Origin of the sequence: Pseudomonas sp. PDM20, assembly GCF_014852575.3 — a bacterium.
GTDB lineage: Bacteria > Pseudomonadota > Gammaproteobacteria > Pseudomonadales > Pseudomonadaceae > Pseudomonas.
Map to the genome: position 1 here is coordinate 4,764,607 of NZ_CM181224.1, position 24,324 is coordinate 4,788,930.

General features: G+C 66.1%; 26 protein-coding genes. 11 read left to right on the plus strand and 15 right to left on the minus strand.

Annotated elements, in window-relative coordinates; genetic code table 11:
• Positions 1-51: 51 nt before the first annotated feature.
• Positions 52-522 carry an MFS transporter gene (locus tag IB261_RS21745; protein WP_081520312.1) on the minus strand — a complete coding sequence of 157 codons (471 nt, stop codon included), beginning with the start codon at positions 520-522 and terminating at the stop codon, positions 52-54.
• A gap of 103 nt (positions 523-625) precedes the next feature.
• On the opposite strand from IB261_RS21745, the gene IB261_RS21750 reads away from it, so the two are divergent.
• Positions 626-2,686 carry a S9 family peptidase gene (locus IB261_RS21750; protein ID WP_192381164.1) on the plus strand — a complete coding sequence of 687 codons (2,061 nt, stop codon included), beginning with the start codon at positions 626-628 and terminating at the stop codon, positions 2,684-2,686.
• Positions 2,686-3,027, plus strand: coding sequence for a CPCC family cysteine-rich protein (locus tag IB261_RS21755; RefSeq protein ID WP_081520310.1), 342 nt, complete (start codon positions 2,686-2,688; stop codon positions 3,025-3,027). Before IB261_RS21750 ends, IB261_RS21755 begins: the two co-directional genes overlap by 1 nt.
• Positions 3,028-3,034: 7 nt before the next feature.
• On the opposite strand, the gene IB261_RS21760 is transcribed toward IB261_RS21755, so the two are convergent.
• Together IB261_RS21760 and IB261_RS21765 are read right to left on the minus strand one after the other, a co-directional pair.
• Positions 3,035-3,664 (minus strand): LysE family translocator, encoded by a 630-nt coding sequence (locus tag IB261_RS21760; RefSeq protein WP_081520309.1) that lies wholly within the window; start codon positions 3,662-3,664, stop codon positions 3,035-3,037.
• A 60-nt stretch (positions 3,665-3,724) separates the two neighbouring features.
• Positions 3,725-4,174: a YcgN family cysteine cluster protein gene (locus IB261_RS21765; RefSeq protein WP_081520308.1), complete on the minus strand. Its 450-nt coding sequence runs from the start codon at positions 4,172-4,174 to the stop codon at positions 3,725-3,727.
• Positions 4,175-4,421: 247 nt separating this feature from the next.
• Here IB261_RS21765 and IB261_RS21770 point away from each other — a divergent pair, with 247 nt between their 5' ends.
• Positions 4,422-5,015, plus strand: a complete 594-nt coding sequence (locus tag IB261_RS21770; protein WP_081520307.1) for a nitroreductase family protein — start codon at positions 4,422-4,424, stop codon at positions 5,013-5,015.
• Between the two features lie 175 nt (positions 5,016-5,190).
• Here IB261_RS21770 and IB261_RS21775 read toward each other — a convergent pair whose 3' ends face one another.
• The 3 genes from IB261_RS21775 to rnd form a co-directional block, all read right to left on the minus strand.
• Positions 5,191-6,123: a D-2-hydroxyacid dehydrogenase gene (locus tag IB261_RS21775; protein ID WP_151187911.1), complete on the minus strand. Its 933-nt coding sequence runs from the start codon at positions 6,121-6,123 to the stop codon at positions 5,191-5,193.
• Between the two features lie 249 nt (positions 6,124-6,372).
• Entirely contained in the window at positions 6,373-6,666 is a 294-nt protein-coding gene (locus IB261_RS21780; RefSeq protein ID WP_045212389.1) for a YcgL domain-containing protein, read from the minus strand.
• 16 nt (positions 6,667-6,682) lie between these two features.
• Positions 6,683-7,822 carry a ribonuclease D gene (rnd, locus tag IB261_RS21785; protein WP_081520305.1) on the minus strand — a complete coding sequence of 380 codons (1,140 nt, stop codon included), beginning with the start codon at positions 7,820-7,822 and terminating at the stop codon, positions 6,683-6,685.
• 134 nt (positions 7,823-7,956) lie between these two features.
• Between rnd and IB261_RS21790 the strand changes: the two genes are divergently transcribed.
• Positions 7,957-9,018, plus strand: a complete 1,062-nt coding sequence (locus tag IB261_RS21790) for an SMP-30/gluconolactonase/LRE family protein (RefSeq protein ID WP_151187912.1) — start codon at positions 7,957-7,959, stop codon at positions 9,016-9,018.
• A 4-nt stretch (positions 9,019-9,022) separates the two neighbouring features.
• On the opposite strand, the gene IB261_RS21795 is transcribed toward IB261_RS21790, so the two are convergent.
• Positions 9,023-9,817: a lysophospholipid acyltransferase family protein gene (locus IB261_RS21795; protein ID WP_151187913.1), complete on the minus strand. Its 795-nt coding sequence runs from the start codon at positions 9,815-9,817 to the stop codon at positions 9,023-9,025.
• Positions 9,818-9,896: 79 nt separating this feature from the next.
• On the opposite strand from IB261_RS21795, the gene IB261_RS21800 reads away from it, so the two are divergent.
• The 4 genes from IB261_RS21800 (at position 9,897) to IB261_RS21815 (ending at position 13,657) form a co-directional block, all read left to right on the plus strand.
• A complete protein-coding gene (locus tag IB261_RS21800; protein ID WP_151187914.1) occupies positions 9,897-10,751 on the plus strand; it encodes a sulfurtransferase in 855 nt (284 codons plus the stop codon).
• 115 nt (positions 10,752-10,866) lie between these two features.
• Entirely contained in the window at positions 10,867-11,520 is a 654-nt protein-coding gene (locus IB261_RS21805; RefSeq protein WP_081520301.1) for a tetratricopeptide repeat protein, read from the plus strand.
• 182 nt (positions 11,521-11,702) lie between these two features.
• On the plus strand, positions 11,703-12,182 hold the full coding sequence (locus IB261_RS21810) for a hypothetical protein (RefSeq protein WP_045212402.1): 480 nt from the start codon (positions 11,703-11,705) through the stop codon (positions 12,180-12,182).
• Between the two features lie 185 nt (positions 12,183-12,367).
• Positions 12,368-13,657: an outer membrane protein transport protein gene (locus tag IB261_RS21815; RefSeq protein WP_081520300.1), complete on the plus strand. Its 1,290-nt coding sequence runs from the start codon at positions 12,368-12,370 to the stop codon at positions 13,655-13,657.
• A 74-nt stretch (positions 13,658-13,731) separates the two neighbouring features.
• On the opposite strand, the gene IB261_RS21820 is transcribed toward IB261_RS21815, so the two are convergent.
• A complete protein-coding gene (locus tag IB261_RS21820) occupies positions 13,732-14,301 on the minus strand; it encodes a MarR family winged helix-turn-helix transcriptional regulator (RefSeq protein WP_081520299.1) in 570 nt (189 codons plus the stop codon).
• Positions 14,302-14,415: 114 nt separating this feature from the next.
• Here IB261_RS21820 and IB261_RS21825 point away from each other — a divergent pair, with 114 nt between their 5' ends.
• Together IB261_RS21825 and IB261_RS21830 are read left to right on the plus strand one after the other, a co-directional pair.
• Positions 14,416-14,640 carry a thioredoxin domain-containing protein gene (locus IB261_RS21825; protein WP_081520298.1) on the plus strand — a complete coding sequence of 75 codons (225 nt, stop codon included), beginning with the start codon at positions 14,416-14,418 and terminating at the stop codon, positions 14,638-14,640.
• Between the two features lie 11 nt (positions 14,641-14,651).
• Positions 14,652-14,933 carry a Rho-binding antiterminator gene (locus IB261_RS21830; protein WP_081520297.1) on the plus strand — a complete coding sequence of 94 codons (282 nt, stop codon included), beginning with the start codon at positions 14,652-14,654 and terminating at the stop codon, positions 14,931-14,933.
• A 15-nt stretch (positions 14,934-14,948) separates the two neighbouring features.
• Here IB261_RS21830 and IB261_RS21835 read toward each other — a convergent pair whose 3' ends face one another.
• Positions 14,949-15,488, minus strand: coding sequence for a DUF2058 domain-containing protein (locus tag IB261_RS21835; protein WP_151187915.1), 540 nt, complete (start codon positions 15,486-15,488; stop codon positions 14,949-14,951).
• Positions 15,489-15,650: 162 nt separating this feature from the next.
• On the opposite strand from IB261_RS21835, the gene IB261_RS21840 reads away from it, so the two are divergent.
• Entirely contained in the window at positions 15,651-16,583 is a 933-nt protein-coding gene (locus IB261_RS21840) for an aspartyl/asparaginyl beta-hydroxylase domain-containing protein (RefSeq protein ID WP_192381163.1), read from the plus strand.
• A gap of 82 nt (positions 16,584-16,665) precedes the next feature.
• On the opposite strand, the gene mazG is transcribed toward IB261_RS21840, so the two are convergent.
• From mazG to IB261_RS21870, 6 genes are all read right to left on the minus strand, one after another.
• Positions 16,666-17,499 (minus strand): nucleoside triphosphate pyrophosphohydrolase, encoded by an 834-nt coding sequence (mazG, locus tag IB261_RS21845; protein WP_192381162.1) that lies wholly within the window; start codon positions 17,497-17,499, stop codon positions 16,666-16,668.
• Positions 17,492-19,753 carry a GTP diphosphokinase gene (gene relA / locus IB261_RS21850; RefSeq protein ID WP_081520293.1) on the minus strand — a complete coding sequence of 754 codons (2,262 nt, stop codon included), beginning with the start codon at positions 19,751-19,753 and terminating at the stop codon, positions 17,492-17,494. The genes mazG and relA overlap by 8 nt, the downstream gene beginning before the upstream one ends.
• 89 nt (positions 19,754-19,842) lie before the next feature.
• The gene (gene rlmD / locus IB261_RS21855) at positions 19,843-21,213 is read right to left on the minus strand and encodes a 23S rRNA (uracil(1939)-C(5))-methyltransferase RlmD (protein ID WP_081520292.1); all 1,371 of its coding nucleotides are present in this window, start codon (positions 21,211-21,213) and stop codon (positions 19,843-19,845) included.
• A gap of 1 nt (position 21,214) precedes the next feature.
• Positions 21,215-22,114, minus strand: coding sequence for a cysteine synthase CysM (gene cysM, locus IB261_RS21860; protein WP_192381161.1), 900 nt, complete (start codon positions 22,112-22,114; stop codon positions 21,215-21,217).
• Positions 22,115-22,216: 102 nt separating this feature from the next.
• Entirely contained in the window at positions 22,217-23,563 is a 1,347-nt protein-coding gene (locus IB261_RS21865; protein WP_192381160.1) for a HAMP domain-containing sensor histidine kinase, read from the minus strand.
• A gap of 1 nt (position 23,564) precedes the next feature.
• Complete coding sequence (locus tag IB261_RS21870) at positions 23,565-24,281, minus strand: response regulator transcription factor (RefSeq protein ID WP_081520289.1); 717 nt, start codon at positions 24,279-24,281, stop codon at positions 23,565-23,567.
• Positions 24,282-24,324 lie beyond the last annotated feature (43 nt).

Consider the following 24,324-nt stretch of genomic DNA (forward strand, 5'->3'; position numbering starts at 1 on the left):
AAGGCCGTTCAGTTCATGCTGGACGCGTGCGGGGCAGGACGCAAGGTCGGTCTACAGGCGCGGTTCGATCCGCGCACGATTGTCGTGCCGCTCACTGGGGTGGGAGTTCACGCCTTCCACCAGTTCAGGCTGCATCAGCTGGCGCAGGGTCGGCTCGTCTTCCGCTTCCTTGTCCTGGCGGCGCTTCTTCAGCGAACGCTCCAGTGGCCAGCGGATCAGCACGAACAGCAGGTACAGGCCGAACGCGGCGAGCAGCACCAGGGCGAGGTCGGAGACGGCGCGCCAGGCGTTGTTGCCAACCTTGAACACCACGTCCAGCGCGGTAATGGCGATCGCCGGGGCGTACAGGTTGTTCGCCGGGTCCACCGGGGTCGGGGTGAACAACAGGACGATGACGATCACCCGCAGGGGTTCGCGCAGCCAGCGCCACATCCAGCCGGTCATCAGGAACCAGACCAGGGTCAGGCCAAGGCCGGCGGCAATATAAGCGCCCCAGGCAAGCGTGTAATCGTGTTCGTTCATGCGCGTGCGTACGTGCGGTGTCGACAGAGGGGTGCGTATGATAGCTGCTTTTCCCCATGGGTGCGCAGCCGGGCGTCATCCATGCCGTCCCCGAGGAGCCGCCATGACCGACCGTCAGCCCCCCATCGCCCGCCGCGAAGCCGCCGCCGATCCCTATGCCTGGCTGGAAAACCGCGATGCCGAGGACGTCCTCGACTACCTGAAAGCAGAAAATGCCTACCTGGAAGATCGACTTCTTCCTCAGACGAAATTGCGCGAAACCCTGTTCCAGGAGATCAAGGGCCGCATCCGCGAGACCGACCTGTCGCTGCCCACGCCCTGGGGCCCCTGGCTCTACTACCAGCGCACCACCGCCGGCGACGAGTACCCGCGCCACTACCGCAGCCCGCGCCCGGCCGATGGTTCGCTGACCGTCGAGGAGAGCGCCGAGCAGTTGCTGCTCGACCCGAACGAGCTGGCCGGCGACGGCTTCCTGTCGGTCGGCGCTTTCAGCATCAGCCCCGATCATTCGAAGCTGGCCTACAGCCTGGATACCAGCGGCGACGAGATATACACCCTCTATGTGAAGGATCTGGCTGACGGCAGCGTCACCACCCTGCCCTTCGACGACTGCGATGGCAGCCTCACCTGGGCCAACGACAACCGCACCCTGTTCTTCGGCGAGCTGGACGATACCCACCGCCCGCACAAGCTCTATCGCCACTGCCTGGGCGAGAGCGGCGCACAGCTGATCTTCGAGGAGCCCGACGGGCGCTTCTTCCTCAACTGCTACCGCGCCAGCTCCGAGCGCCAGCTGATTCTGCTGCTGAACAGCAAGACCACTAGCGAAGCCTGGGTGCTGGACGCCAGTACGCCCGAGGGCGAGTTCGTCTGCCTGGCGCCGCGCGAGGAAGGCCACGAGTACTACCCGGACCACGGCCGTCTTGAGGATGACTGGGCCTGGCTGATCCGCAGCAACCAGACCGGCATCAACTTCGCCCTTTACCACGCCAGCGAAGCGCAGCCGACCCGCGCGCACTGGATCGAGCTGGTGGCGCACCGCGACGACGTGATGCTCGAAGGCCTGACCCTGAGCGCCAGCGCGCTCACCCTGAGCCTGCGCGAAGGCGGCCTGCCGATCGTCGAAGTCCACCCACACGGCCGGCCAGCGCACCGCGTCGATTTGCCGGACGCCGCCTACAACCTCTACGTGCAGGACAGCCTGGAGTTCGACAGCGCGGTGATCCGCCTGCGCTACGAGGCGCTCAACCGCCCGGCGCAGATCCGCCAGCTGGACCTCGCCAGCGGCGAACAGAAAGTCCTCAAGCAGACCCCGGTGGAAGGTCCGTTCGACGCCGACGCCTACGAAAGCCGCCGCCTCTGGGCCGACGCTGCCGACGGCGTGCAGGTGCCGATCAGCCTGGTAGGCCGCCGCGAGGTGCTGGAAGACATCGCCCGCGGCAAGCCGGCGCCGCTCTACCTCTATGGCTACGGCGCCTACGGCGAGAGCCTCGACCCCTGGTTTTCCCATGCCCGCCTGAGCCTGCTGGAGCGCGGCTTCGTCTTCGCCATCGCCCACGTGCGTGGCGGCGGCGAACTGGGCGAAGCCTGGTACCGCGCCGGCAAGCTGGAGCACAAGCAGAACACCTTCAGCGACTTCATCGCCTGTGCCGAACACCTGCTCCGCCACGGCTACAGTACCCCGGCGCAGCTGGCGATCAGCGGCGGCAGCGCCGGCGGCCTGCTGATCGGCGCGGTGCTCAACCAGCGCCCGCAGCTGTTCGCCGCGGCCATCGCCGAAGTGCCCTTCGTCGATGTACTCAACAGCATGCTCAACCCCGACCTGCCGCTGACCGTCACCGAGTACGACGAGTGGGGCAACCCGCAGGAGCCGGAGGTCTACGCCCGCATCCGCGCCTATGCGCCCTACGAGAACGTCAGCGCGCAGGACTACCCCGCCCTGCTGGTGGTCGCCGGCTACAACGACAGCCGCGTGCAGTACTGGGAAGCCGCCAAGTGGGTTGCCAAGCTGCGCGTCAGCAAGACCGACGAGCACCTGCTGCTGCTCAAGACCGACCTGGGCGCCGGCCACGGCGGCATGAGTGGCCGCTACCAGGGCCTGAAGGACGTGGCGCTGGAATACGCCTTCCTGTTCAAGGTACTGGGCATCGAAGGCAACGCCTGATGCTCTACACCTGCCCCTGCTGCGGCTACTTCAGTTTCGGCGACCCTCCGGGGTCGTACGAAATCTGCGAGATCTGCTTCTGGGAAGACGACCACCTGCAGCTCTGCTTCCCCGACGCGCGCGGTGGCGCCAACGCCGTGAGCCTGATCGAGGCGCAGGTCAACTACGTGCAGTGGGGCGCCTGCGAAAGGCGCTTCCGCGCCAAGGTGCGCCCGGCCACTATCGATGACGTGAAGGACGACCGCTGGTTCCCGCTGTGGGAGAAGCGCGTGGAGCTACCGGACGAAGAAGCTCCGCTGACCGGCGAGGAAGCCTGCTACTGGCTACGCACGCCGGCCTGAATACCCCTCAGCGTCGGCTGCTGACAGCCAGGCCGACGCCCATGGCGACGATCAGCCCGCCCGAAGCCGTCTGCTGCCAGCGCCGCCAGGTCGGGTTGCTGCCCACGCGATGACCGACCCGTCCGGCGACCACCGAGACCACGGCGTTCACCAGGCAACCACCGAGGTTGAACAGCAGACCGAGGCAGAGAATCTGCAGCACGAAGTTCGGGCTGCCAGCGGGCACGAACTGCGGCAGGAAGGCGAGGAAGAACAGCGCCACCTTGGGGTTGAACACGTTGACCAGCATGCCCTGCAGGAACACCCGGCTCAGGCGCGCGGGCTCGAGCTCGGTGCGTTTCTGCTCGCGCCAGGCGCCACGGACCAGCTGCACGCCGAGCCAGACCAGGTAGAGCGCGCCCAGCCACTTGAGCACACCGAAAGCCACGCTGGACATCATCAGCAGCGCCGAAAGGCCGAACGCCGCGGCCAGCATGTGCACCACGCAGCCGGCACCGATCCCGAGGGTCGACATCAGGCCCGCCGCCGTGCCTTGTGCAGCCGAACGCGAGGCGACATAGAGCATGTCCGGCCCGGGCGTGAGGTTGAGCGCGAGGGTGGCGATGAAGAACAGGCTGAGGCTTTCGAGGCTGGGCATGGCGCGGCTCCGGGACGGCAGACGCGCAGCATGCCACGGGGGCCGCTGCTGACGGAAGGATCAGCCAGCGCGGAAGATCAGGTGCTCTTCCCAGTCGTCCTCGGGCACCGAACCCTCGGCGAGCATGCGCCCGGACTGGGAGATGCGTTCATGGTGCACCGCGTCCGGATCGCCGCAGACGAGGTGGTGCCACAGCGGCAGGTCCTTGCCCTCGGACACCAGGCGGTAGCCGCAGGTCGGCGGCAGCCACTGGAACTCGTCGGCCTGGGCCGGGGTGAGCTGGATGCAGTCCGGGACGCTGGCGCGGCGGTTGGCGTAGTCGGTGCAGCGGCAGGTCTTCAGGTCCAGCAGCTTGCAGGCGATGCGCGTGTAGTAGACGGTGCCGTCGTCCTCGTCTTCCAGCTTCTGCAGACAGCACAGGCCGCAGCCGTCGCACAGCGACTCCCACTCTTCCTGATCGAGCTGGTCGAGGGTCTTGCGTTTCCAGAAGGGTTCGACTTTGGCGGCCATTTTTTAGTCAGGGGCAATTTCACGGGGCGCAAAGTCTAAGCCCGTCGTGCGCGCAGGCCAAGCGCAGGCGACCATTGACCGCGCAGCGCTTGCCAGAGCGGGCCGCGCTGGTTAGTTTGATCGCCCCACGGGCCCGCTCCGCCTGCCTTCTGCCAGCGCCGCGAGACCCGCCAACCGCCCGACCCCACCGCGATGCCCGGCCGACCACGGCACCATCGGCAGATTCCACGCCCTTCAAGGAGCCACCATGAGCGCCAACCCTCGCGTTTCCGAGCACCCGATCGACCCGCAGTTCATCAATCGCTGGTCGCCCCGCGCCTTCAGCGGCGAAGCCATTCCCGAAGCGACCCTGCTGAGCTTCATCGAGGCCGCGCGCTGGGCGCCGTCCTCCTTCAACTCGCAGCCCTGGCGCTTCCTCTTCGCCCTGCGCGACACGCCGAACTGGCAGCGTTACCTGAACCTGCTGGGCGAGTTCAACCGCGGCTGGGCGCAGCACGCCTCGGCGCTGGTGGTGGTGCTGTCCAAGACCACCTTCGCCCCGCCCGGCTCCAGCGAGGAGAAGCCCGCCCTGTGGCACAGCTTCGACACGGGCTCCGCCTGGGGCTTCCTCGCCCTGCAGGCGAGCCTGGCGGGCTGGCACACCCACGGCATGGCCGGCTTCGACCGCGAACTGGCGCGCACGGAGCTGAAGGTCCCGGCGGACCATGAAATCCACGCGGTGATCGCCATCGGCAAGCTGGGCGACAAGTCGATCCTCGCCGAGAGCCTGCAGGCCCGCGAAGTGCCCAATGCACGCCGTCCGCTGGCGGAAATCGTGGCCGAGGGTGATTTCTCGCTCTGACGGGCAATACCCCTTGTAGGAGCGCGCCATGCGCGCGATCGCGGGCATGGCGCGCTCCTACAGGTTGACTGCGGAGTGCCCCGGTTCGCGAGCAGTAACTAGGCGTCCCCCTCGCTCCAACAGAAAAGCCCAAAGAAAAAGGCCCCGAATGGGGCCTTTTTCATGTCCGCAGCGGTCAGTAACCGCGGGAGAAGTCCACCTCGCCGCGCATGGCCTGCCCCGCCCAGAAGCGCGTGAGGTTGTCGCGAAACAGGTCGATCAGCAGGCTCGGCAGCGTCGGCGCAGCGGTATGACCGGTCAGCAGCAGGCGCGGCGTGTGCCAGAACGGGTGCGAAGTCGGCAGCGGCTCCTGGCGGCAGACATCGATCACCGCACCGGCCAGTTGGTTGGCTTCCAGCGCCGCTACCAGGTCCTCGTCCACCACCGAAGTGCCACGCCCGGCGTTGAGGAACAGCGCGGTGGGCTTCATCCGCTGGAACAGCGCGAGGTTGAAGATATCCGCGGTTTCCGGCGTGTCGGGCAGCAGGTTGATCACGTAGTCGGCGGTCTCGGCCAGGCGCGGCAGGTCATCCAGCCCGCCCATGCGCCCGAACGGCACCAGCGAACGCGGGGTCTTCGCCACGCCAACCAGTTCCACGCCGAAGGGCGCCAGCATGTGCGCCACGGCCTGGCCGATCTCGCCGGTGCCGACGATGAGGATCTGCCGGCCACTCAGGCTGCCGGGCGCGCGGTCGTCCCACTGTACACCGACCTGGCTGGCCAGGCGGCCGAGGAACTGACGTTCGTGGGCGAGCATGTAGGTGAGCAGGTATTCGGTCATGACCTGGCCGAAGATGCCGACGGCGCGGGTCAGGGCGTAATCCTTGGGGAGGTCGTCGGCCAGCAGCGGGGTGATGCCCGCCCAGCTGGACTGGATCCATACCGGGTGCACGCCCTGGCGCAACAGTTGCGCCGCCAGGGTGGGCTCGCCGAGCCACACGGGGCATTCGGCCGCCGCTTCCACCAGGGTGTCGGGGTTGTTGCCGGAGATCACCGTCAACCGGGGCTCGGCCGCCATCAGCAGGGCGGCGTAGAGGGCGTGTTCGCGATCGAGTACGAGCAGGCGCATGGTCAGGCCTTTCGCTTCGAACGGTGGAGTATTTCCGGCTGGCGCATCTGGACTCGCTTCAAGGGAGCTTCCCTGGGGAAATCGTCGTCAGTTCTAGGGAAGTCAGGCGGCTATAGACACAGCCAGAGACCAAGCGTTCCGCTCCGTTGAACCCTTTTTACCCCTGCATAATGCGCTCAGGCCGCATATTTGCACAGTGCCAGCACTGGGCGAATACGCGGCCTGAAGGGAGTGACGATGCGGTCCGGATCAGACCGGGTCGTTCCGGCGCAGCAATTCCTCAGGGAGATGCTGGATGTACTCCTCCTCCGCCGGCGGCATCTGCAGGTGGAAACCTTGTTTCTCGATGTTTTCCAGCACCACGTTGATGTCTTCCCGGGCGAGCTGGCGCTCGGGGCTCAGCACCAGATCGAAGGCGTGCTGCGGCGCGCCGAAGGCGACCAGCAGCGCCTCGGGCACGCGGCTGAGGGCTTCGCGCTTGTCGACGTACAGGTACATCTCGTTCTTGCGCGGACTCTTGTAGATGGAGCAGATGCGTTTCATATCGGTGCTTTCCGCGTTATTCGGCAGTAGGGGCAGCCAGGCTGTCCAGTAGGGCCTGCCCCATCAGCTCGCGGCGCCAGCCTTGCAGCGAATCGGGCAGTTGGTAGGGGCCGTTGGGCCAACCGGTCTTGAGCAGGGCTTCGAGAATTTTCTTGCGCAGCATCAGCTCGGGCGCCATCTCCAGGCGCTCGGCTTCCTTCTGGCCGACTTCGCGCAGCTTCTTCAGCACCGGGGTGATCTCCCGCGGCAGCGGCTCGGGCAGGGTCTGCGGCCAGACGGCTTCGGGCAGCTTCGCCGCGTGGGCCATCAGTGCGATCAGGGTGTCGCCGTCCTGGCGCACGGTGCGCGGGTGCATGTCGTCGATACGCGCCAGGGCGACCTTGTCGGCCGGCTGGAAGCGCGCCAATGGCCACAGCGTGTGCTCGCGCAGAATGTGGTTGCGCGGCTTGTTGCGCAACCGCGCCTGCTCCTCGCGCCAGACGCACAGCTCGCGCAGGACGGCCAGTTGCTGGCGACCCAGCTTCCACGCCAGCTTGACGTCGAGGTAGGCCTCCTGCGGGTCACTGACGCGGCTCTGGTTGCTGGTCAGGTCGGTGCCGTCGGCCAGCAGCCACTGCAGCTTCTCGTCGCTCAGGCGCGGGGCGAGCTTCACGTAGACCTCGGCCAGGTGCTGCACGTCCTCGGCCGCATAGCGCACCTGCATGTCGGTCAGCGGACGCTGCAGCCAGTCGGAGCGGGTTTCGTCCTTGGGCAGGTCGAGGCCGAGGATTTCCAGCACCAGCTTGGAATACCCCATGGAATGCGGCATGCCCAGGTAGGCGGCGGCCAGCTGGGTGTCGAACAGCGGCTGCGGCAGGCTGCCGGTCAGGCGCTGGAAGACTTCCAGGTCCTCGCCGCAGGCATGGAACACCTTGACCACCACCGGCGACTCCAGCACGGCAGCGAACGGCGACCAGTCGCGGATCAGCAGCGGGTCGATCAGCCACACGCCGCTGCCGTCGCCCACCTGCACCAGCCCGGCAGCCGGGTAGAAGGTATCGACACGCATGAACTCGGTATCGAGCGCGAGGTAAGGCAGTTCTTTCCAGTCCTGGCACTTGCGCTCCAGGGTGGCATCGTCGCGAATCCACTGAATGTCGAGGACAGTCACGAACATCTCCTTCGTTTCGGTGCGCGCAGTATATAGAGATGCATGATGTGCGAGCATTCCACTCGGCCATCGGTCTGTGACAACTGCATGGCAATCTCTACGCTTTGCCCCGCCCACAACAACAAGAAGGCAGCTTGCGCATGAAAAAGCTTCTCGGACTGGTCGTCCTGCTGGCCGTAGCCGTCGCGGTCTACCTGGCGCTCACGCCCAGCCCCATCGACCCGCTGGCCTGGACGCCGCCCAAGGCGCCACCGATGACCGGCGTGATGGAACCCAACGACACCCTGATGAAAGCCGAACTGCTCGCCCAGGGCCAGATCGTCGGCCCGGAGGACACCGCCGTGGATAGCCAGGGCCGGGTTTTCGCCGGGCTGGATGACGGGCGCATCGTGCGCATCGGCGCCGACGGCAAGGCCGAGACCTTCGTCGAGACCGGCGGCCGCCCCCTGGGCCTGGCGTTCGACAAGAGCGGCAAGCTGATCGTCGCCGACGCCTGGAAGGGACTGCTGGAGATCGACCCGCAGGGCAAGATCCGCGTGCTGACCGATTCGGCCGACGGCGTTCCCTTCGCCTTCACCGACGACCTGGACATCGCCAGCGATGGCCGCATCTATTTCAGCGACGCGTCCAGCCGCTTCCACCAGCCCGACTACATCCTCGACCTGCTCGAAGCCCGCCCTCACGGTCGCCTGCTGCGTTACGACCCGGCCACCGGCAAGACCGAAACGCTGCTCAAGGACCTGTACTTCGCCAATGGCGTGGCGCTGTCGCAGAACGAGGACTTCGTGCTGGTCAACGAGACCTACCGCTACCGCATCACCCGTTACTGGCTCAAGGGCGAGAAGGCCGGGCAGCACGAGGTCTTCATCGACAACCTGCCGGGCCTGCCGGACAACCTTGCCAGCGACCGCAGCGGCACCTTCTGGGTTGCTCTGCCCTCGCCGCGCAAGGCCGACGCCGACATGATCCAGCAGATGCCCTGGCTGAAACGCCAGCTCACCAAGCTGCCGCGCGCCGTGCTGCCCAAGCCGGTGCCCTACGGCCTGGTGATCCAGGTGAACGAGAAAGGCCAGATCGTGCGCAGCCTGCATGACACCAGCGGCCAGCACCTGCGCATGGTGACTTCGGCCAAGCCGGTGAACGGCGTGCTCTACCTGGGCAGCCTGGAGAACGACCGCATCGGCCGGCTGCGGATTCAGTAACGGCTCAGGCCGGCGTCTGCTCCTTCAGGGCAGGCGCCGGTGCAGGCGCGGCAGCGGGTTCCAGCAGCTCCAGCATGCGCTCGCGCACCTCGCCCATCAGCGCATCGACGCCGTGTTCGGTGAACCGGGTGGAATCGATCGGCGCGCCGACATGCACCTCCACCGGCATGCCGAGGTTCAGCTTGAGGCCGCCCGCCGGCAGCAGTTGCTGGATGCCTCGGATCGCCACCGGGACGATGATCGCGTCGGTCTGCTGAGCCAGGCGGAAGCAGCCCTTCTTGAACGGCTGCAGCTTGCCATCCTTGGAGCGCGTGCCCTCGGGCGCGGCCCAGAGGACGATGCCGCTCTCCATCATTTCCCGCGCCTTCGCCAGGTCAGCCATGGCCTGGTGGCGGTTGTGCCGGTCGATGGACGGGAACTCCGCCGCGCGCATCGCCGCGCCCCAGACCGGCACGGCGAACAGCTCGCGCTTGGCGAGCATGCGGATCGATCCGGGCATGGTCACGAAGATCGCCGGGATGTCGTAGAAGCTGGAATGGGTGCAGAGGATCATATAGCGACGACCATCGCCGAAGTCCGGCACCTCCCCATGGCGACTCATGCGCGCGCCGGTCAGGCGCAGCAGGCTACCGGACCAGTCGCGGGTAAAACCGTCGACCTTGGCGCGGCGCAACCGGCCGATGGCTCCCAGTGTCAGGACCCGGACGCTGTAGCCCAGGGTAATCAGAACGGTCGCCAGTCCCACCAGGGCGACGCGCAGCGGGCCCGCCTTGCGCGGTGCCGATTGCTGGTCGTGCATGTTCGCCAACTCCCACCAACTTTTCATCGTACAAGCCTTATGATGCGCCCAAGCCCCGTCACGACACAGGAACGCGCCCATGACCCAAGCCCGCCTGCTCACGCCCGAGCAACTGGCCGCCCGCCTCGATGACCCGAATCTCGTCCTGCTCGACTGCCGTTTCGCCCTCGAAGACCCGGCCTACGGCGCTCGCAGCTACCTGGAGAACCACATCCCCGGCGCGCACTTCGCCGACCTCAACCGGGACCTTTCCTCCCCGGTGATTCCGGGCGTCACGGGGCGCCATCCGCTGCCCGATCCGCAGCATCTGCAGGAACACCTGCGTGCCTGGGGCCTGAACGCCGACAGTGAAGTGGTGCTGTATGACGACGGCCCCGGCGCCTTCGCCGCCCGCGCCTGGTGGCTGCTGCTGTGGCTGGGCAAGAGCGAGGGCGTGTACCTGCTCGACGGCGGCCTAACCGCCTGGCGCAACGCCGGCCTGCGCCTGACGACCGCCGAAACACCGCTGCGCCCCGGCGACTTCAAGGGTGAGCCGGACAACAGCCTGCTGATCAGCGCCGGCGAACTGGCCGCGAAACTCGGCGGGGCCGAACTGCCGCTGATCGATGCCCGCGGCCTGCCGCGTTTCCGTGGCGAGGTCGAACCCATCGACCCGGTCGCCGGGCACATTCCCGGCGCCCAATGCGCCGCCTTCACCGACAATCTTGGCAACGACGGCCGCTTCCTGCGCCCGGAACATCTGCACCAGCGCTTCGCCGGCCTGCTGCGCGGACGCCCGGCCGAAGACCTGGTGGCCTACTGCGGCTCCGGCGTCACCGCCTGCCACAACCTGTTCGCCCTGAGCCTGGCAGGCTACCCGCTGGGTCGCCTGTATGCCGGTTCCTGGAGCGAATGGATCACCGATGCCCGCCGCCCGGTGGCAAAAGGCGACTGACCTCCCCGCTCTGGCGGAAAAAACGGAAGGCGCTTCACACCGGCGCCTCCCGTTCCTATGGATAGGTGTCAGGGCATCGGTCAGACTCGTGCCCATTCTTCAAAGGAGTGATCCCATGCCTTCGCGCATCCGCCAAACCCTGCTCGCCAGCCTGCTGTTGGGCCTGTGCAGCACCACCCCGCTCTATGCCGTCGCGCTGGAAGCAACGCCCTGCGCCATCCAGGACCAGTGGTCCGACCTCTACGGCGAGGACCTGGTGAAAGCGGCCAAGGCCGGCCACGCCAGCGCCCAGTACACCCTGGGTCTGGAGTACGACTCCGGCAGTGACGAGTACGACCAGGACTACGAGAAAGCCGCCTACTGGTACGAAAAAGCCGCCAGGCAGGGCCACGCCTGCGCCCAGTACAACCTCGGCAACGCCTACGACAATGGCGATGGCGTAGAGCAGGACTCGACCAAGGCGGTGTACTGGTACCAGAAGGCCGTCGACCAGGGCGACAAGGATGCCCAGTACAACCTCGCGATCATGTACGAGAACGGCACCGGCGTGACCCGCAGCTACAAGAAGGCCTTCGCCCTCTATCTGCTGTCCGCCGAACAGGGCGACGTGGACGCCGAGTACGAGGTGGGCGAAAGCTACGCCAAGGGTCGCGGCGTGGCGAAGAACCCCGCACAGGCCCGCGCCTGGTACCAGAAGGCGGCGGACCAGGGCCACGAAGAGGCCGAGGAAAAGCTCTCTGCGATGCCGGAGTTACCACCGAGCATCTAATCGCCAGAAGGAATATGAAGGAAAGCTGCGCCGACCAAACAGTTTAAAAACAGGCCTTTACATCATCTTCATCGCACTACACTTCAATTCGAGCGGCTAAGTCCGCTTCCGGCGGGGCCGAGGATAATCATCAGAAGCTGCCAAGACGCCCAGCCCCGCCGGTCATTGATGACGAGGATGTCATGGGAATCGCCGCGAACGATCTTTGCCAGTATGTGATTCGCCCCACCCTGCATTATCTGGGGCGTCACAGTGTCGCGGCCGAATCGCTGCTGCTGGGGGCAGCGGCCTGTCAGTCGGCGCTGGGGAGCGCCCTCGATGACAGCCATGGCCACGGGCTGTATCGCATTGGTGAACAACGGCACCAGACGCTCTGGGATGGATTCCTGGCGCTGGACCCCGAGCTGGCCAGCCGCGTGCGAGGGCTGGCCAGCCAGCATGCCTTCCTCGACGCACCGCACCTCGAACTCACGGTCAACCTGCGCTACAGCACCGCCATCGCCTGGATGCTGGTTGAGGCGGAGCACCTGCCCCTGCCGCTGACGGACGACCCCATGGAGCTGGCACGCGTGTGGCGCCAGGTTTTCCACCCTCACGGACGCCTCCACGACTTCGTCGACGCCTGGCACAGCTACGTCGGAAATTTCAGTCGGGTCGCCTGAACATCCCTCATCCAGATGGTGACCGATCGGTCAGAAATTATTTACATACAGCGACGAACGGACATCATTCAGATGGAACGCTCGTTTGAGCCCCGAAGCCCAAGGTAGAGCGCCTGCCGACCACTACCCAAGACCCGGGAATCTTGGTAGCTTGCGCGCCGATAAACACAGGAGTTGCTCTTACAATGAAAACAACATGGCTCAAGACCACCCTCGCACTGACCATTAGCGCTGCCTCCGCTCAGGTGCTTGCCAACGGCATCGCCATCAACGAGCAGAGCGCCAGCGGCGCCGGTACCGCCTACGCGGGCCGCGCTTCCTCGGCATTGGACGCCAGCACCATCTACGGCAACCCTGCCGGCATTTCCAAGCTCAAGCGAACTGAAGTCAGCGGCGGTCTGGCCGTGGTGTCCGCCAAGGACGACATCAGCGACGCCCACAGCTCTGCCTCGGGCTCCAACAAGGGTGACTCCGTCCCGGTTGCTGCCGTTCCCTTCGGCTACTTCTCCACCCCGCTGGACGACAAGGTCAGCATCGGCCTGGGCGTCTATGTGCCCTACGGCATCATCAACGACTACGAAAGTGGCTTCCAGGGCCGTTCCCACGGTTCCTACAGCAAGGTCCAGGTGATCACCGTCCAGCCGACCATCAGCTACAAGTTCAACGACGTGGTGGCGGTCGGCTTCGGTCCGACCATCAACCGCATCGACGGCAAGCTGGAGAACTACCTGAACACCGGCGCGCTGAACGGCGCCCTGGGTGGCAACGGCGGCGACACCAAGATCAGCATCAAGGGCGACGACACTGCCACCGGTTTCAACGTCGGCCTGCTGATCACCCCGACTGACAGCACCTCCATCGGCGCCACCTACCACTCCAAGGTGAAGTACGAGCTCGAAGGCCACACCACCGTGTCCAACTCGCCTGCCGGCCTGTTCGACTCGCGCATGGACGCCAGCCTGGACATCACCCTGCCCGAGTCCCTGGACCTGTCCATCACCCAGAAGCTGGATGACCGCTGGACCGTCTACGGTGGCACCACCTGGACGCGCTGGAGCCGTCTGAAGTCCATCGAGGTACAGAACACCGGCGCCCCGCTGGCCGCTTTCGACACCATCGGCGAAGACCTGAGCTGGCACGACACCTGGTCCGCCGCGATCGGTACCTCCTACCAGTTCAACGACCAGTGGGTCCTGCGTACCGGCTTCGCCTACGATCCGTCGCCGACCACCAACGAGCACCGTACCGTGCGTATCCCGGTGGGCGATCGCAAGATCTTCACCCTGGGCGCCGGCTACTCGCCTAACGCCGACATGACCTTCGACGTGGCCTACGCCTACCTGTGGGAATCCACCGCCGGCGTAAACCAGCCGGACGGTCAGGAACTGGCAGGTATGCAACTGCAGCCGGCCTACAGCGCCAAGTACGACAACAGCGCCCACGGCCTGACCGCGCAGATGACCTATCGCTTCTGATAACTTCTGTGCCATGAAAAAGCCGGGCAGATGCCCGGCTTTTTCATGGCCGTGAATTTTCCGGAGAAGGCCGCTCAGGCCGCCTCGTCAGGCGCTGCGTGCTCGCGGCAGATCAGTTCGCCCTCACGCGCTTCCAGTCTTTCCCCCGTCAGCCCGCAAAGCGCGCCGTCATCCAGCTTCTGGTGGAAGCGACAGGTACGGCACAGACCGAACCCCGGCACGTTCTCCTGGCGCTGCACGGTCGCCAGCAGTTCGCGCAGCAACTCGACCAGCAACTCACTGCGCTCCCCCAGCGACTCTTCGGCGCGGCGCAGAAAAGCAGGCGGCACCAGCGCATCGATCAGCCCCCTGCCCTCCGGCGTCAGCTCCAGGTGCACACTGCGACGGTCCTGCGCATCCGGACGCTTCGCGATCAGCCCCTTGGCCTCCAGTGCCTTCAACGACTGGGACACCGTGCCCTTGGTCAGCCCAAGGAAGTCCGTCACCCCCAGCGGCGTATTCGAATAGCGGTTACAGCGCGCCAGGTAGTTCAGTGCGCTCAGCTGGATCGGCTGCAGATCAGCCATCAGCGGCTGCTCGCGGGCCCAGGCACGCATCAGGCTGGCGATGCGTTCGAGGTAGTCGTACAGGGTCGTATCGGTCATGGGCTGATCCCTCCGATAGATAGTATCGATCAAAAACCAGTTTGACAGAAGGTTCTTTTCGCACGCAGACTGAACTGGTATCGAATCGATACATAATCAATCAGGAGAAGGATCATGAGCAAAGCTGTTTACTACCATGCCGGTTGCCCCGTCTGCGTCGAAGCCGAGCGCGCACTGCTGCCGTTGCTGAACCGCGAGGTCGAAGTGGTGCACCTGGGCGAGCAGTCGCCGCGCGTGGCCGAAGCCGAGGCTGCCGGGGTGAAATCCGTACCGGCGCTGGTGGTCGATGGGCAGGTGCTGCACCTGAACTTCGGCGCCTCCCTGGCCGACCTGAAATAAGGCCGGGCGGTATGAGCGACTACCAGCCGTTGCACTGCGATCTCCATGACTATCTGGAGATCGCCTGCCTCTACCGCTACTGGCTGCGTATCGAGCTGCGTGACGGCCTGGCGTTCGACGCCCAGGCCTTCACCACGCACACGCGAAGGACCGCGGGCGGAGTGCTGGAGGAGTTTCTCGAGGTGCGGGTGGACGACGCCAGCCGGGAGTTCCGGCTGGACCGTCTGCACGCCATTACGCCTTTGTCGGCGCAGGCGCTGTTCGGAAGGGTGGAGCTGCAGGCGGCCGGCTGAGCAGCCGCCACGCCCTCACCACATGAGGTCGTCGGGCACCACGTAATCCTTGTACGGATCGTCCTCGTCCGGCTCGCCGCTGGGTTCGCTGAGGACGATGATGCGACGCTCGTCGCGCTCCTGGATGCGCAGCGCGGCATCGCGCGGCACGATCTCGTAGCGGCCGTCGTAGCTGACGATGGCCAGGCTGCCGCGGCTGAGCTTGTCGCGGACCATGTCGTTGACCGCGATGCGCTTGACCTTCTTGTTGTCGACGAAGTTGTAGTAGTCGTCCGACTCCAGTTTCGGCAGGCGCGTACCTTCGATCAGTTGCTTGATCTGTGCGGTCTTGGCCTTCTTGTCGGCCTTTTCCTGCTGCTGACGGTTCAGCTCGGCGTCGCGGGCCTGCTTCTCGGCCTGGGCCTGCAGGGCCGCCTGACGCTGGCTGTCGTCCTTGGCAACCTGGTTCTTGTGCTCCAGGCGCTGCTGCTTCTGTTTCTGCTTGCCGGCCTGCTTGGCCTGCTTCTCGTTGACCAGCCCGGCTTTCAGCAACTGATCACGCAATGACATGCTCATGAATCAAGGCTCTCCAACAGCCCATAGTGATGCAGGACAAATCCCAGACCAACGCATAGGTGCGGCGGGATCGTCCTCAGGGGGTATAATCCTCGGGCCTGTGCCAGCGCAGCGCAAGTGCCTGGCTCGAAATCACTCATCTGGAGCGGACTCGTAACCTCCATGCTGAAGCTCATCGTTCTCGCGGTACTGGCCATCTTCCTCGTCGCCATTCTCTACGTGCACCTGCGCGGCAAGGTGCGGCTGCCCTTCCTGCGCCAGGTCGTGAACCACTCCGCCTGGTTCGCGCCCTACAACTCGCTGATGTACCTGAACTCCAGCGTGCCGTCCAAGCCCTACCTGGACCGCGAGCGCTTCCCCGAACTCGACAAGCTGCGCGACAACTGGCAGATGATCCGCGAGGAAGCCGAGCAGCTGTTCGACGAGGGCTACATCCGCGACGCCCTGAACAACAACGAGGCCGGCTTCGGCTCCTTCTTCAAGAAGGGCTGGACCCGCTTCTACCTGACCTGGTACGACGGCCCCCTGCCCTCGGCGCAGCAGTTGTGCCCCAAGACCGTGGAACTGGTGAGCAGCATCCCCAACGTCAAGGGCGCGATGTTCACCCGCCTGCCGCCGCGCAGCCACCTGAACAAGCACCGCGACCCCTACGGCGGCTCGCTGCGCTATCACCTCGGCCTGGCCACGCCGAACTCCGACGAGTGCCGCATCTTCGTCGATGGCCAGCCCTACGCCTGGCGCGACGGCCAGGACGTGATGTTCGACGAGACCTTCGTCCACTGGGTGAAGAACGAAACCGATGAATCGCGCCTGATCCTCTTCTGCGATATCGAACGGCCGCTCAAGTCGCCGCTGCTGACCCGCATCAACCGCCGCGTCAGCGCCTTCCTCGGGCGCGCCACCGCGCCGCAGAACGTCGAGGGCGAGCGCGTCGGCGGGATCAACCAGGCCTACTCGGTGCTGATTCGCCTGGGCGATGCCGTGGGCAGCAAGGTGAAGGTGTTCAAACGTGCCTATCCCAAGGCCTACCGCATCGGCCGCCCGGTGCTGGCGGTGCTGGTGCTGGTACTGGTGCTGCGCTGGCTGTTTGGCTGATTCCCGGCTCGCTCCGACCCAAAGCAAAAAGCCCCGCAATCGCGGGGCTTTTTCATGGGCGCCAATTCAACGGTGGTAGCACTTACCCACAGCTGAGCGGGTTCTTCTCGTCACGTTTGGCAGCGCCCCACAGCTCGTCCATCTCTTCCAGGTTGCTGTCTTCCAGGGTGCGGCCCTGGTCGCGCAGAGCGGTTTCGATGTAGCGGAAGCGGCGTTCGAACTTGGCGTTGGCGGCGCGCAGCGCGGTTTCCGGGTCGACCTTGAGCTTGCGCGCCAGGTTGACCACCACGAACAGCAGGTCGCCCACTTCCTCGGCCTGGGCCTCGGTATCGCCGCCAGCCATGGCCTCGAGCACCTCGTCCAGTTCCTCGCGGACCTTATCCACCACCGGCAAGGCGTCGGCCCAGTCGAAGCCGACCTGGGAAGCGCGCTTCTGCAGCTTGGCGGCGCGACTCAGCGCCGGCAGGGCGTTGGGTACGTCGTCCAGCAGGGACAGTTGCACCGGCTCGGCGGCCTTGGCGGCGCGCTCCTCGGCCTTGAGCTCCTCCCAACGCTGCTTGACCGCCGCTTCCGCCAGCTTCGCCGGGTCGGACTCGCCATACAGGTCGCCGTCGGGGAACACATGGGGGTGGCGGCGGATCAGCTTGGTGGTGATGCCATCCACCACCGCGTCGAACTCGAAGCGCCCCTCTTCCCGCGCCAGCTGTGCGTAGTAGACGACCTGGAAGAGCAGGTCGCCCAGCTCCTCGCGCAGGTGGTCGAAGTCGCCGCGCTCGATGGCATCGGCCACCTCGTAGGCTTCCTCGAGGGTGTACGGAACGATCGTCGCGTAGCTCTGCTTCAGGTCCCAGGGGCAGCCGTGCTGCGGGTCGCGCAGCCGGGCCATCAGGTGCAGCAGGTCGTCGAGCTTATGCATCCTTGGCACCCGCGCCGCGGTCGCGCCGCGCCTCGATGATGTTGGGCAGCTGCGAGATGCGCGCCAGCAGGCGTCCCAGCGAATCGAGACCGGGGATCTCGATGGTCAGACGCATGATCGCGGTGTTGTCTTCCTTGTCCGAACGGGTGTTCACCGCCAGCACGTTGATGCGCTCGTTGAGCAGCATCTGCGAGACGTCGCGCAGCAGGCCGGAGCGGTCGTAGGCACGGATGACGATATCCACCGGGTAGGTGCTGACCGGCACCGGCCCCCAGCTGACCTGGATGATCCGCTCCGGCTCGCGCCCGGCCAGTTGCAGCGCGGTGGCGCAGTCCTGACGGTGGATGGTGACGCCGCGGCCGAGGGTGATGTAGCCGACGATCGGATCGCCCGGCAGCGGCTGGCAGCAGCCGGCCATCTGCGTGAGCAGGTTGCCGACGCCCTGGATCTGGATGTCGCCGCGCTTGCCGTGGCCGATCTTGCTCGGCTTGCGCGGGATGAGTTCAAGCTGCTCGGTGCCGCGCTCGGGCTCGACCAGCTGCTGCGCGTAATTGACCACATGGGCCAGGCGCAGGTCGCCGGCGCCCAGGGCGGCGAACAGGTCTTCGCCGGTCTTGTAGTTGGCCTTCTCGGCGAGCTTCTCGAAGTCCACAGGCGGCAGCGCCAGGCGGCCCAGCTCGCGTTCGAGCATGGCCTTGCCGGCGGCGACGTTCTGGTCGCGCGCCTGCAGCTTGAACCAGTGGACGATCTTCGCCCGCGCTCGCGAGGTGGAGACGTAGCCCAGGTTCTGGTTCAGCCAGTCACGGCTCGGCCCGCTTTGCTTGCCGGTGATGATTTCCACCTGCTCGCCGGTCTGCAGGCTGTAGTTCAGCGGCACGATGCGGCCGTTGATCTTGGCGCCCCGGCAGTTGTGCCCGACCTCGGTATGCACGCGATAGGCGAAGTCCAGCGGCGTGGAGCCCTTGGGCAGGTCGATGGCATGGCCGTCGGGGGTGAAGACGTAGACCCGGTCGGGCTCGATATCCACCCGCAATTGTTCGGCCAGGCCGCCGATGTCGCCCAGCTCCTCGTGCCACTCGAGCACCTGGCGCAGCCAGGAAATCTTCTCTTCGTAGTGATTGGAGCTGGCCTTGACGTCGGTGCCCTTGTAGCGCCAGTGCGCGCAGACGCCCAGCTCGGCTTCCTCGTGCATGGCGTGGGTGCGGATCTGCACTTCCAGCACCTTGCCCTCGGGGCCGATCACTGCGGTGTGCAGCGAGCGGTAGCCGTTTTCCTTGGGGTTGGCGATGTAGTCGTCGAATTCCTTGGGGATGTGCCGCCACAGCGTGTGCACGATGCCCAGCGCGGTGTAGCAGTCGCGCATTTCCGGCACCAGCACGCGCACGGCGCGCACGTCGTAGATCTGGCTGAAGTCCAGGCCCTTGCGCTGCATCTTCCGCCAGATGGAATAGATGTGTTTCGCGCGGCCGGAGAGGTCGGCCTTGATGCCGGTGGCGGCCAGGGCGTCCTTGAGCTGCTGCATCACGGTGGCGATGTACTGCTCGCGGTCCAGCCGGCGCTCGTGCAGCAGCTTGGCGATCTGCTTGTACTGGTCGGGTTCGAGGTAGCGGAAGGACAGGTCCTCCAGCTCCCACTTGATGTGGCCGATCCCCAGACGGTGGGCGAGCGGTGCGTAGATGTCGAACACCTCGCGGGCGACACGCATGCGCTTTTCTTCGTCGGCGTTCTTCACCGCGCGGATCGCGCAGGTGCGCTCGGCCAGCTTGATCAGCGCGACGCGCACGTCGTCGACCATGGCCACCAGCATCTTGCGCAGGTTCTCGATCTGCGCCTGGGTGCCGAGCACCAGGGACTGCCGCGGGCTGAGGCTGGTGCTGATCGCCGCCATGCGCAGCACGCCTTCGATCAGCTTGGCGACGACAGGGCCGAAGCGCTGCGCCACGTCCTCGAGCTTGACCTTGCCCTCGCGCACGCCACGGTAGATCACCGCGGCGACCAGCGATTCCTGGTCGAGCTTGAGGTCCGCCAGGATCTCGGCGATCTCCAGGCCCGTCTGGAAGCTGGAGGTGCCGTCCGCCCAGGAGTTGTCAGCCGTGCTGACAGCCCTGTCTTCCACCTCGCGAGCGAACTCGCAGGCTTCCAGCAGGACCTTGCGATCCAGGCCCGGGACCAGGGTCTGGACATGGTCCAGCCAAGCCTCGAGATTGATGCTGCCGTCGGTGTTGACCGGCTGGTGCGCTCTCACCTGTACCATCGTGTCTACCCTTCCCCACGGTGCGCCACAACACACCGCTCACTGCGCCGGCCTTTCTTGCTTGAGCCGGTCGGATTGCGCGAGCCTTCCTAGCTCGCCTCGAACAAAGCCATGGCCTCGACATGGGCCGTCTGCGGGAACATGTCGAGAATGCCGGCGCGCTTCAGACGATAGCCCTGTCGGGCCAGCTCGCCAGCGTCACGCGCCAGGGTCGCCGGGTTGCAGGACACATAGAGTACCCGCTCCGCGCCCAGTGAACGCATCTGCCGTGCCGGCTCGAAGGCTCCGTCACGCGGAGGGTCGAGCAGCACGGCGGTGAAATCCTCCGCCGCCCAGGGGGCGTCGGCAAGCGGTTTCGTCAGGTCCGCCTGATGGAACCGGGTATTGACCAGGCCGTTGGCCCGGGCGTTGGCGGCGGCGCGCTCGACCATGGTCTGCACACCTTCCACGCCCACCACCTCGCGCACCTGGCGCGCCAGCGGCAGGGCGAAGTTTCCCAGGCCACAGAACAAGTCCAGAACACGCTCGTCGCTGCCCGGCTTCAGCCAGTCCAGCGCCTGGGCGACCATCGCCTCGTTCACCGGCTCGTTCACCTGAACGAAGTCGCCGGGGCGGTAGGCCAGGGTCAGATTCCAGGCTTCGAGCCGGAAGCCGAGGTCGCGGTTCCCACTGTTTTCTGCAGCATCGGAGCAAAGCGTCGGTTCGCCGTCACCCTGCAACCACAGCTGCACATCCCGTGCCGAACAGAATTCCAGCAGTCGCGCGCGGTCGCTATCGGACAAAGGTTCGATATGCCGCAGCAGCAGCGCGCTGGAAGTACCGTGGAACAGTTCGACATGGCCAAGAGACTGTGGCTTGGCGAAGCCGCGCAGCAGCTCCGGCAGCTCGCGGGCGAGACCTTGCAGTTCGGGCACCAGCACCAGGCAGTCGTCGAAGGCGACGATGGCCTGGCTGGCAGCAGCGCGGAAGCCGACCTCCAGGCGCTTGGCCTTGACGTCCCAGCGCACGGCGAGGCGTGCGCGGCGGCGGTAGCCGAACTCCGGCCCGATCAGCGGTGCGGCCCACTCTTGCGGCACCAGACCGGAGAAGCGCTCCAGCTGCTCCGCCAAGGTGCGCTGCTTGAGCGCCAGCTGATCGGCATGGGACAGGTGCTGCAGGCTGCAGCCGCCACAGGTGCCGGCCACCGGGCAAGGCTCGGCGCGGCGGTTGGCGGCAGCGGTGAAGATACGTTCGCTACGGGCGTCGACGATTTGAGCGCGGGCGGACAGCACACGGGCTTCCACCGACTCGCCCGGCAGGGCGTTGTCGACGAACCAGGTGCGCCCGTCGATGTGGGCGATGCCGCGACCGTCGTGGGCCAGGCGCTCGATGTTCAGGCGCTGTTTCTTGCCCACCGGTACCGCAGGGCTGCGCGCTCCGCCGCTGGGCTGGAAGCGCAGGCCGGATCTCTGCTTGGCCATGTCAGTTGGAGTCGAACACGCCCGAGGACAGGTAACGGTCGCCACGGTCGCAGATGATCGCCACCAGGGTCGCGTTTTCCAGTTCGCGCGACAGACGCAGCATGGCCGCCACCGCACCACCGGAAGACACGCCGCAGAAGATGCCCTCTTCGCGGGCCAGGCGGCGCATCACGTCCTCGGCTTCGTTCTGCTGCATGTCGACGACGCGGTCGACGCGGGTGGCATCGAAGATCTTCGGCAGGTATTCCTGCGGCCAGCGGCGGATGCCGGGGATGGCCGAGCCTTCCATCGGCTGCAGGCCGACGATCTGTACGTTGGGATTCTGCTCCTTGAGGTAGCGCGACACGCCCATGATGGTGCCGGTGGTGCCCATGGAGCTGACGAAATGGGTGATCTCACCGCCGGTCTGCTGCCAGATTTCCGGGCCGGTGGAATGGTAGTGGGCGATCGGGTTGTCGCCATTGGCGAACTGGTCGAGCACCTTGCCCAGGCCTTCGCGCGCCATCTGGTCGGCGAGGTCACGGGCACCTTCCATGCCCTGCTCCTTGGTCACCAGGATCAGCTCGGCGCCGTAGGCGGTCATGGCGGCCTTGCGCTCGGCGGTGGAGTTGTCGGGCATGATCAGGATCATGCGGTAACCCTTGATCGCCGCCGCCATCGCCAGGGCGATGCCAGTGTTGCCGGAAGTGGCTTCGATCAGCGTGTCGCCGGGCTTGATGTCGCCGCGCAGTTCGGCACGGGTGATCATCGACAGCGCCGGGCGATCCTTCACCGAACCCGCGGGGTTGTTACCCTCGAGTTTCACCAGCAGGGTGTTGGAAGTTTCCCCGGCCAGGCGCTGCAGGCGCACCAGCGGGGTATGGCCGACGCAATCGGCGATAGTCGGGTACTGCACGGTCATGGAAGCACTCGGATCTGGAACAGGGCGCTCTATGATACCGGCAAAAGCCGCCCCGCCATACGAAACTTCCTAACAAGCCGTGTACAGGGGCCGGCGTCGGCCTCAGGCTGCCGCCGCGTCGGGCAGGCGCAGGTGCACGCGCAGCCCCGCCTCGGCGCAGTCCGCCCAGAGTTCGCCGCCCTGCATGCGCAGCGAGCTGCGGGCGATACTCAGGCCCAGGCCGAAGCCTTCGCCGGTACGCGCATCGGAGAGCCGGGTGAAAGGCAGGAAGATGCGCTCCAGGTCACTTTCCGCCACGCCGGGACCATCGTCTTCCAGCCACAGGTGCCAGCCACCGGACTCGCGCCGGCCGCTCAGGCGGATGCGACCGTGTTCCGGCGAATGACGGATGGCGTTGCGCAGCAGGTTTTCCAGCGCCTGGGCCAGGCCGTTGAGATGGCCGCGCACGCGGCAGTCCGCCGGTACCTGATAAAGGAAGCGCTCGGTACTCCAGCCTGCCTCGAAGCGCGCGTCGTCCACCAGCAGGTCCCACAGCGAGCGCAGGTCGATTTCTTCCAGTTCCACGCGCGGGCGCTCGGTGTCCAGCCAGGCCAGTTCCAGGGTGTCGGCGACCAGGCGCTGCATCACCTCCACTTCCCGCTCGACCCGCTGGCGCAGCGCAGCTTCGCTGATCGGGCTGTCGCCGGCCACCCGCAGGCGGCTGAGCGGCGTGCGCAGTTCGTGGGACAGGTCGCGCAATAACTGGCGCTGCAGGCCGACGTGGCCGCGCAGGCGCTCGGCCATGTGATCCAGCGCGCGGCCGAGTTCGCCGAGTTCGTCGCGGCGGGCGATCAGTTCCGGGCCGGCGACCGAACCGAGGTCATCCGCCTGCAAGGCGTTGGCGTGTTCGCGCAGCCGCCCGAGCGGGCGTACCAGCCGGCGATAGATCAGCCCGCAGAGCATCAGGGCAAGGATCGTCGGCACCAGCGCATGACTGATGGATTGGCGCAGGAAGCTCAGGCCGCCCGGCAGGTAGCGCTGCGGCAGTTGCACCACCAGCCGGCCAGCGCCCGGTTCGTCCGGGAAGGGAATACCGATATACGGCAGGTTCACCGAGCGCGAGCTTACCGGCCAGTCCAGCCCGCGCTGGAATGTCAGGTGCGCCACGTCCTCCATGGGCAGCGGCTGCGTGCCCAGCGACTGCAGACGAGCATCGACCACGACCATCCATACCGGCTCGCGCTGTTTCATCTGCGCCAGCCACGCATCGACGCCCGCCGCCCCGCCGGTACGCCAGGCTTGCTGGGCCTCGTCGGCGTAGCCGGCGAGCACCTGCCGAGCCGCCTCGGACAGGAAGTAGCTGTCGCGCTCCATCTGCTTGCCCCAGTTCCAGGACAGCCAGATCACCGACAGGCACAGCACCACGAGGGCGACGGCGAGCTTCCAGAACAGCGAGTGGCGGCCGGGCATGTCAGTCCTCGGCCTCGGCGAAGACGTAGCCCTTGCCCCACACGGTATGCAGCGTGTGGCGGATATAGCCGATGGCCTGTAGCTTGCGGCGCAGGTGGCTGACGTGCATGTCCAGGCTGCGGTCGTGGGCGGTGAAGGCGCGATGCAGCACGTGCTGGTAAAGGAAGGGCTTGCTCAGGGTCTCGCCCTGGCTGCCGAGGAAGGTTTCCAGCAGGCGGTACTCGGTGCCGGTCAGGCCGGCCCATTGGCCATCAAGGCCGACGTCGTCCTTCTGCGGGTCCATCTGCAGCCCGGTCGGCGCAGGCGTGCTGTTCAGCGACTGGCTGCCGCGCTCCAGCGCCACGCGGCGCAGCACGGCGTCCACGCGCACGCTGAGTTCGGCAAGGCTGAAAGGCTTGGGCAGGTAATCGTCGGCGCCCTGGGAGAAGCCGGCTATACGGTCCTGCTCGGCGCCCAGGGCGGACATCAGGATGACCGGCACCGCGCGCTCACGGCGCAGGGTGCGGAGGATGTCCAGGCCACCGGTGCCGGGCAGCATGATATCCATCAGCACCAGGTCGTAGTCGCCGCCACGCGCCTGGGCCAGGCCTTCGTCGCCGTCCTGGCACCAGGTGACCGCGAAGCCGCGTTCGCTCAAATGGGAAGACAGGTGGGCGCCTAGGGTCGGGTCGTCCTCGATGGTCAGCAGGCGCAGGCCGGACGAAGCTATGGCATTCATATCAAATAAGAGTGATTAGCAATTGCGTGAAGTATTCACGATT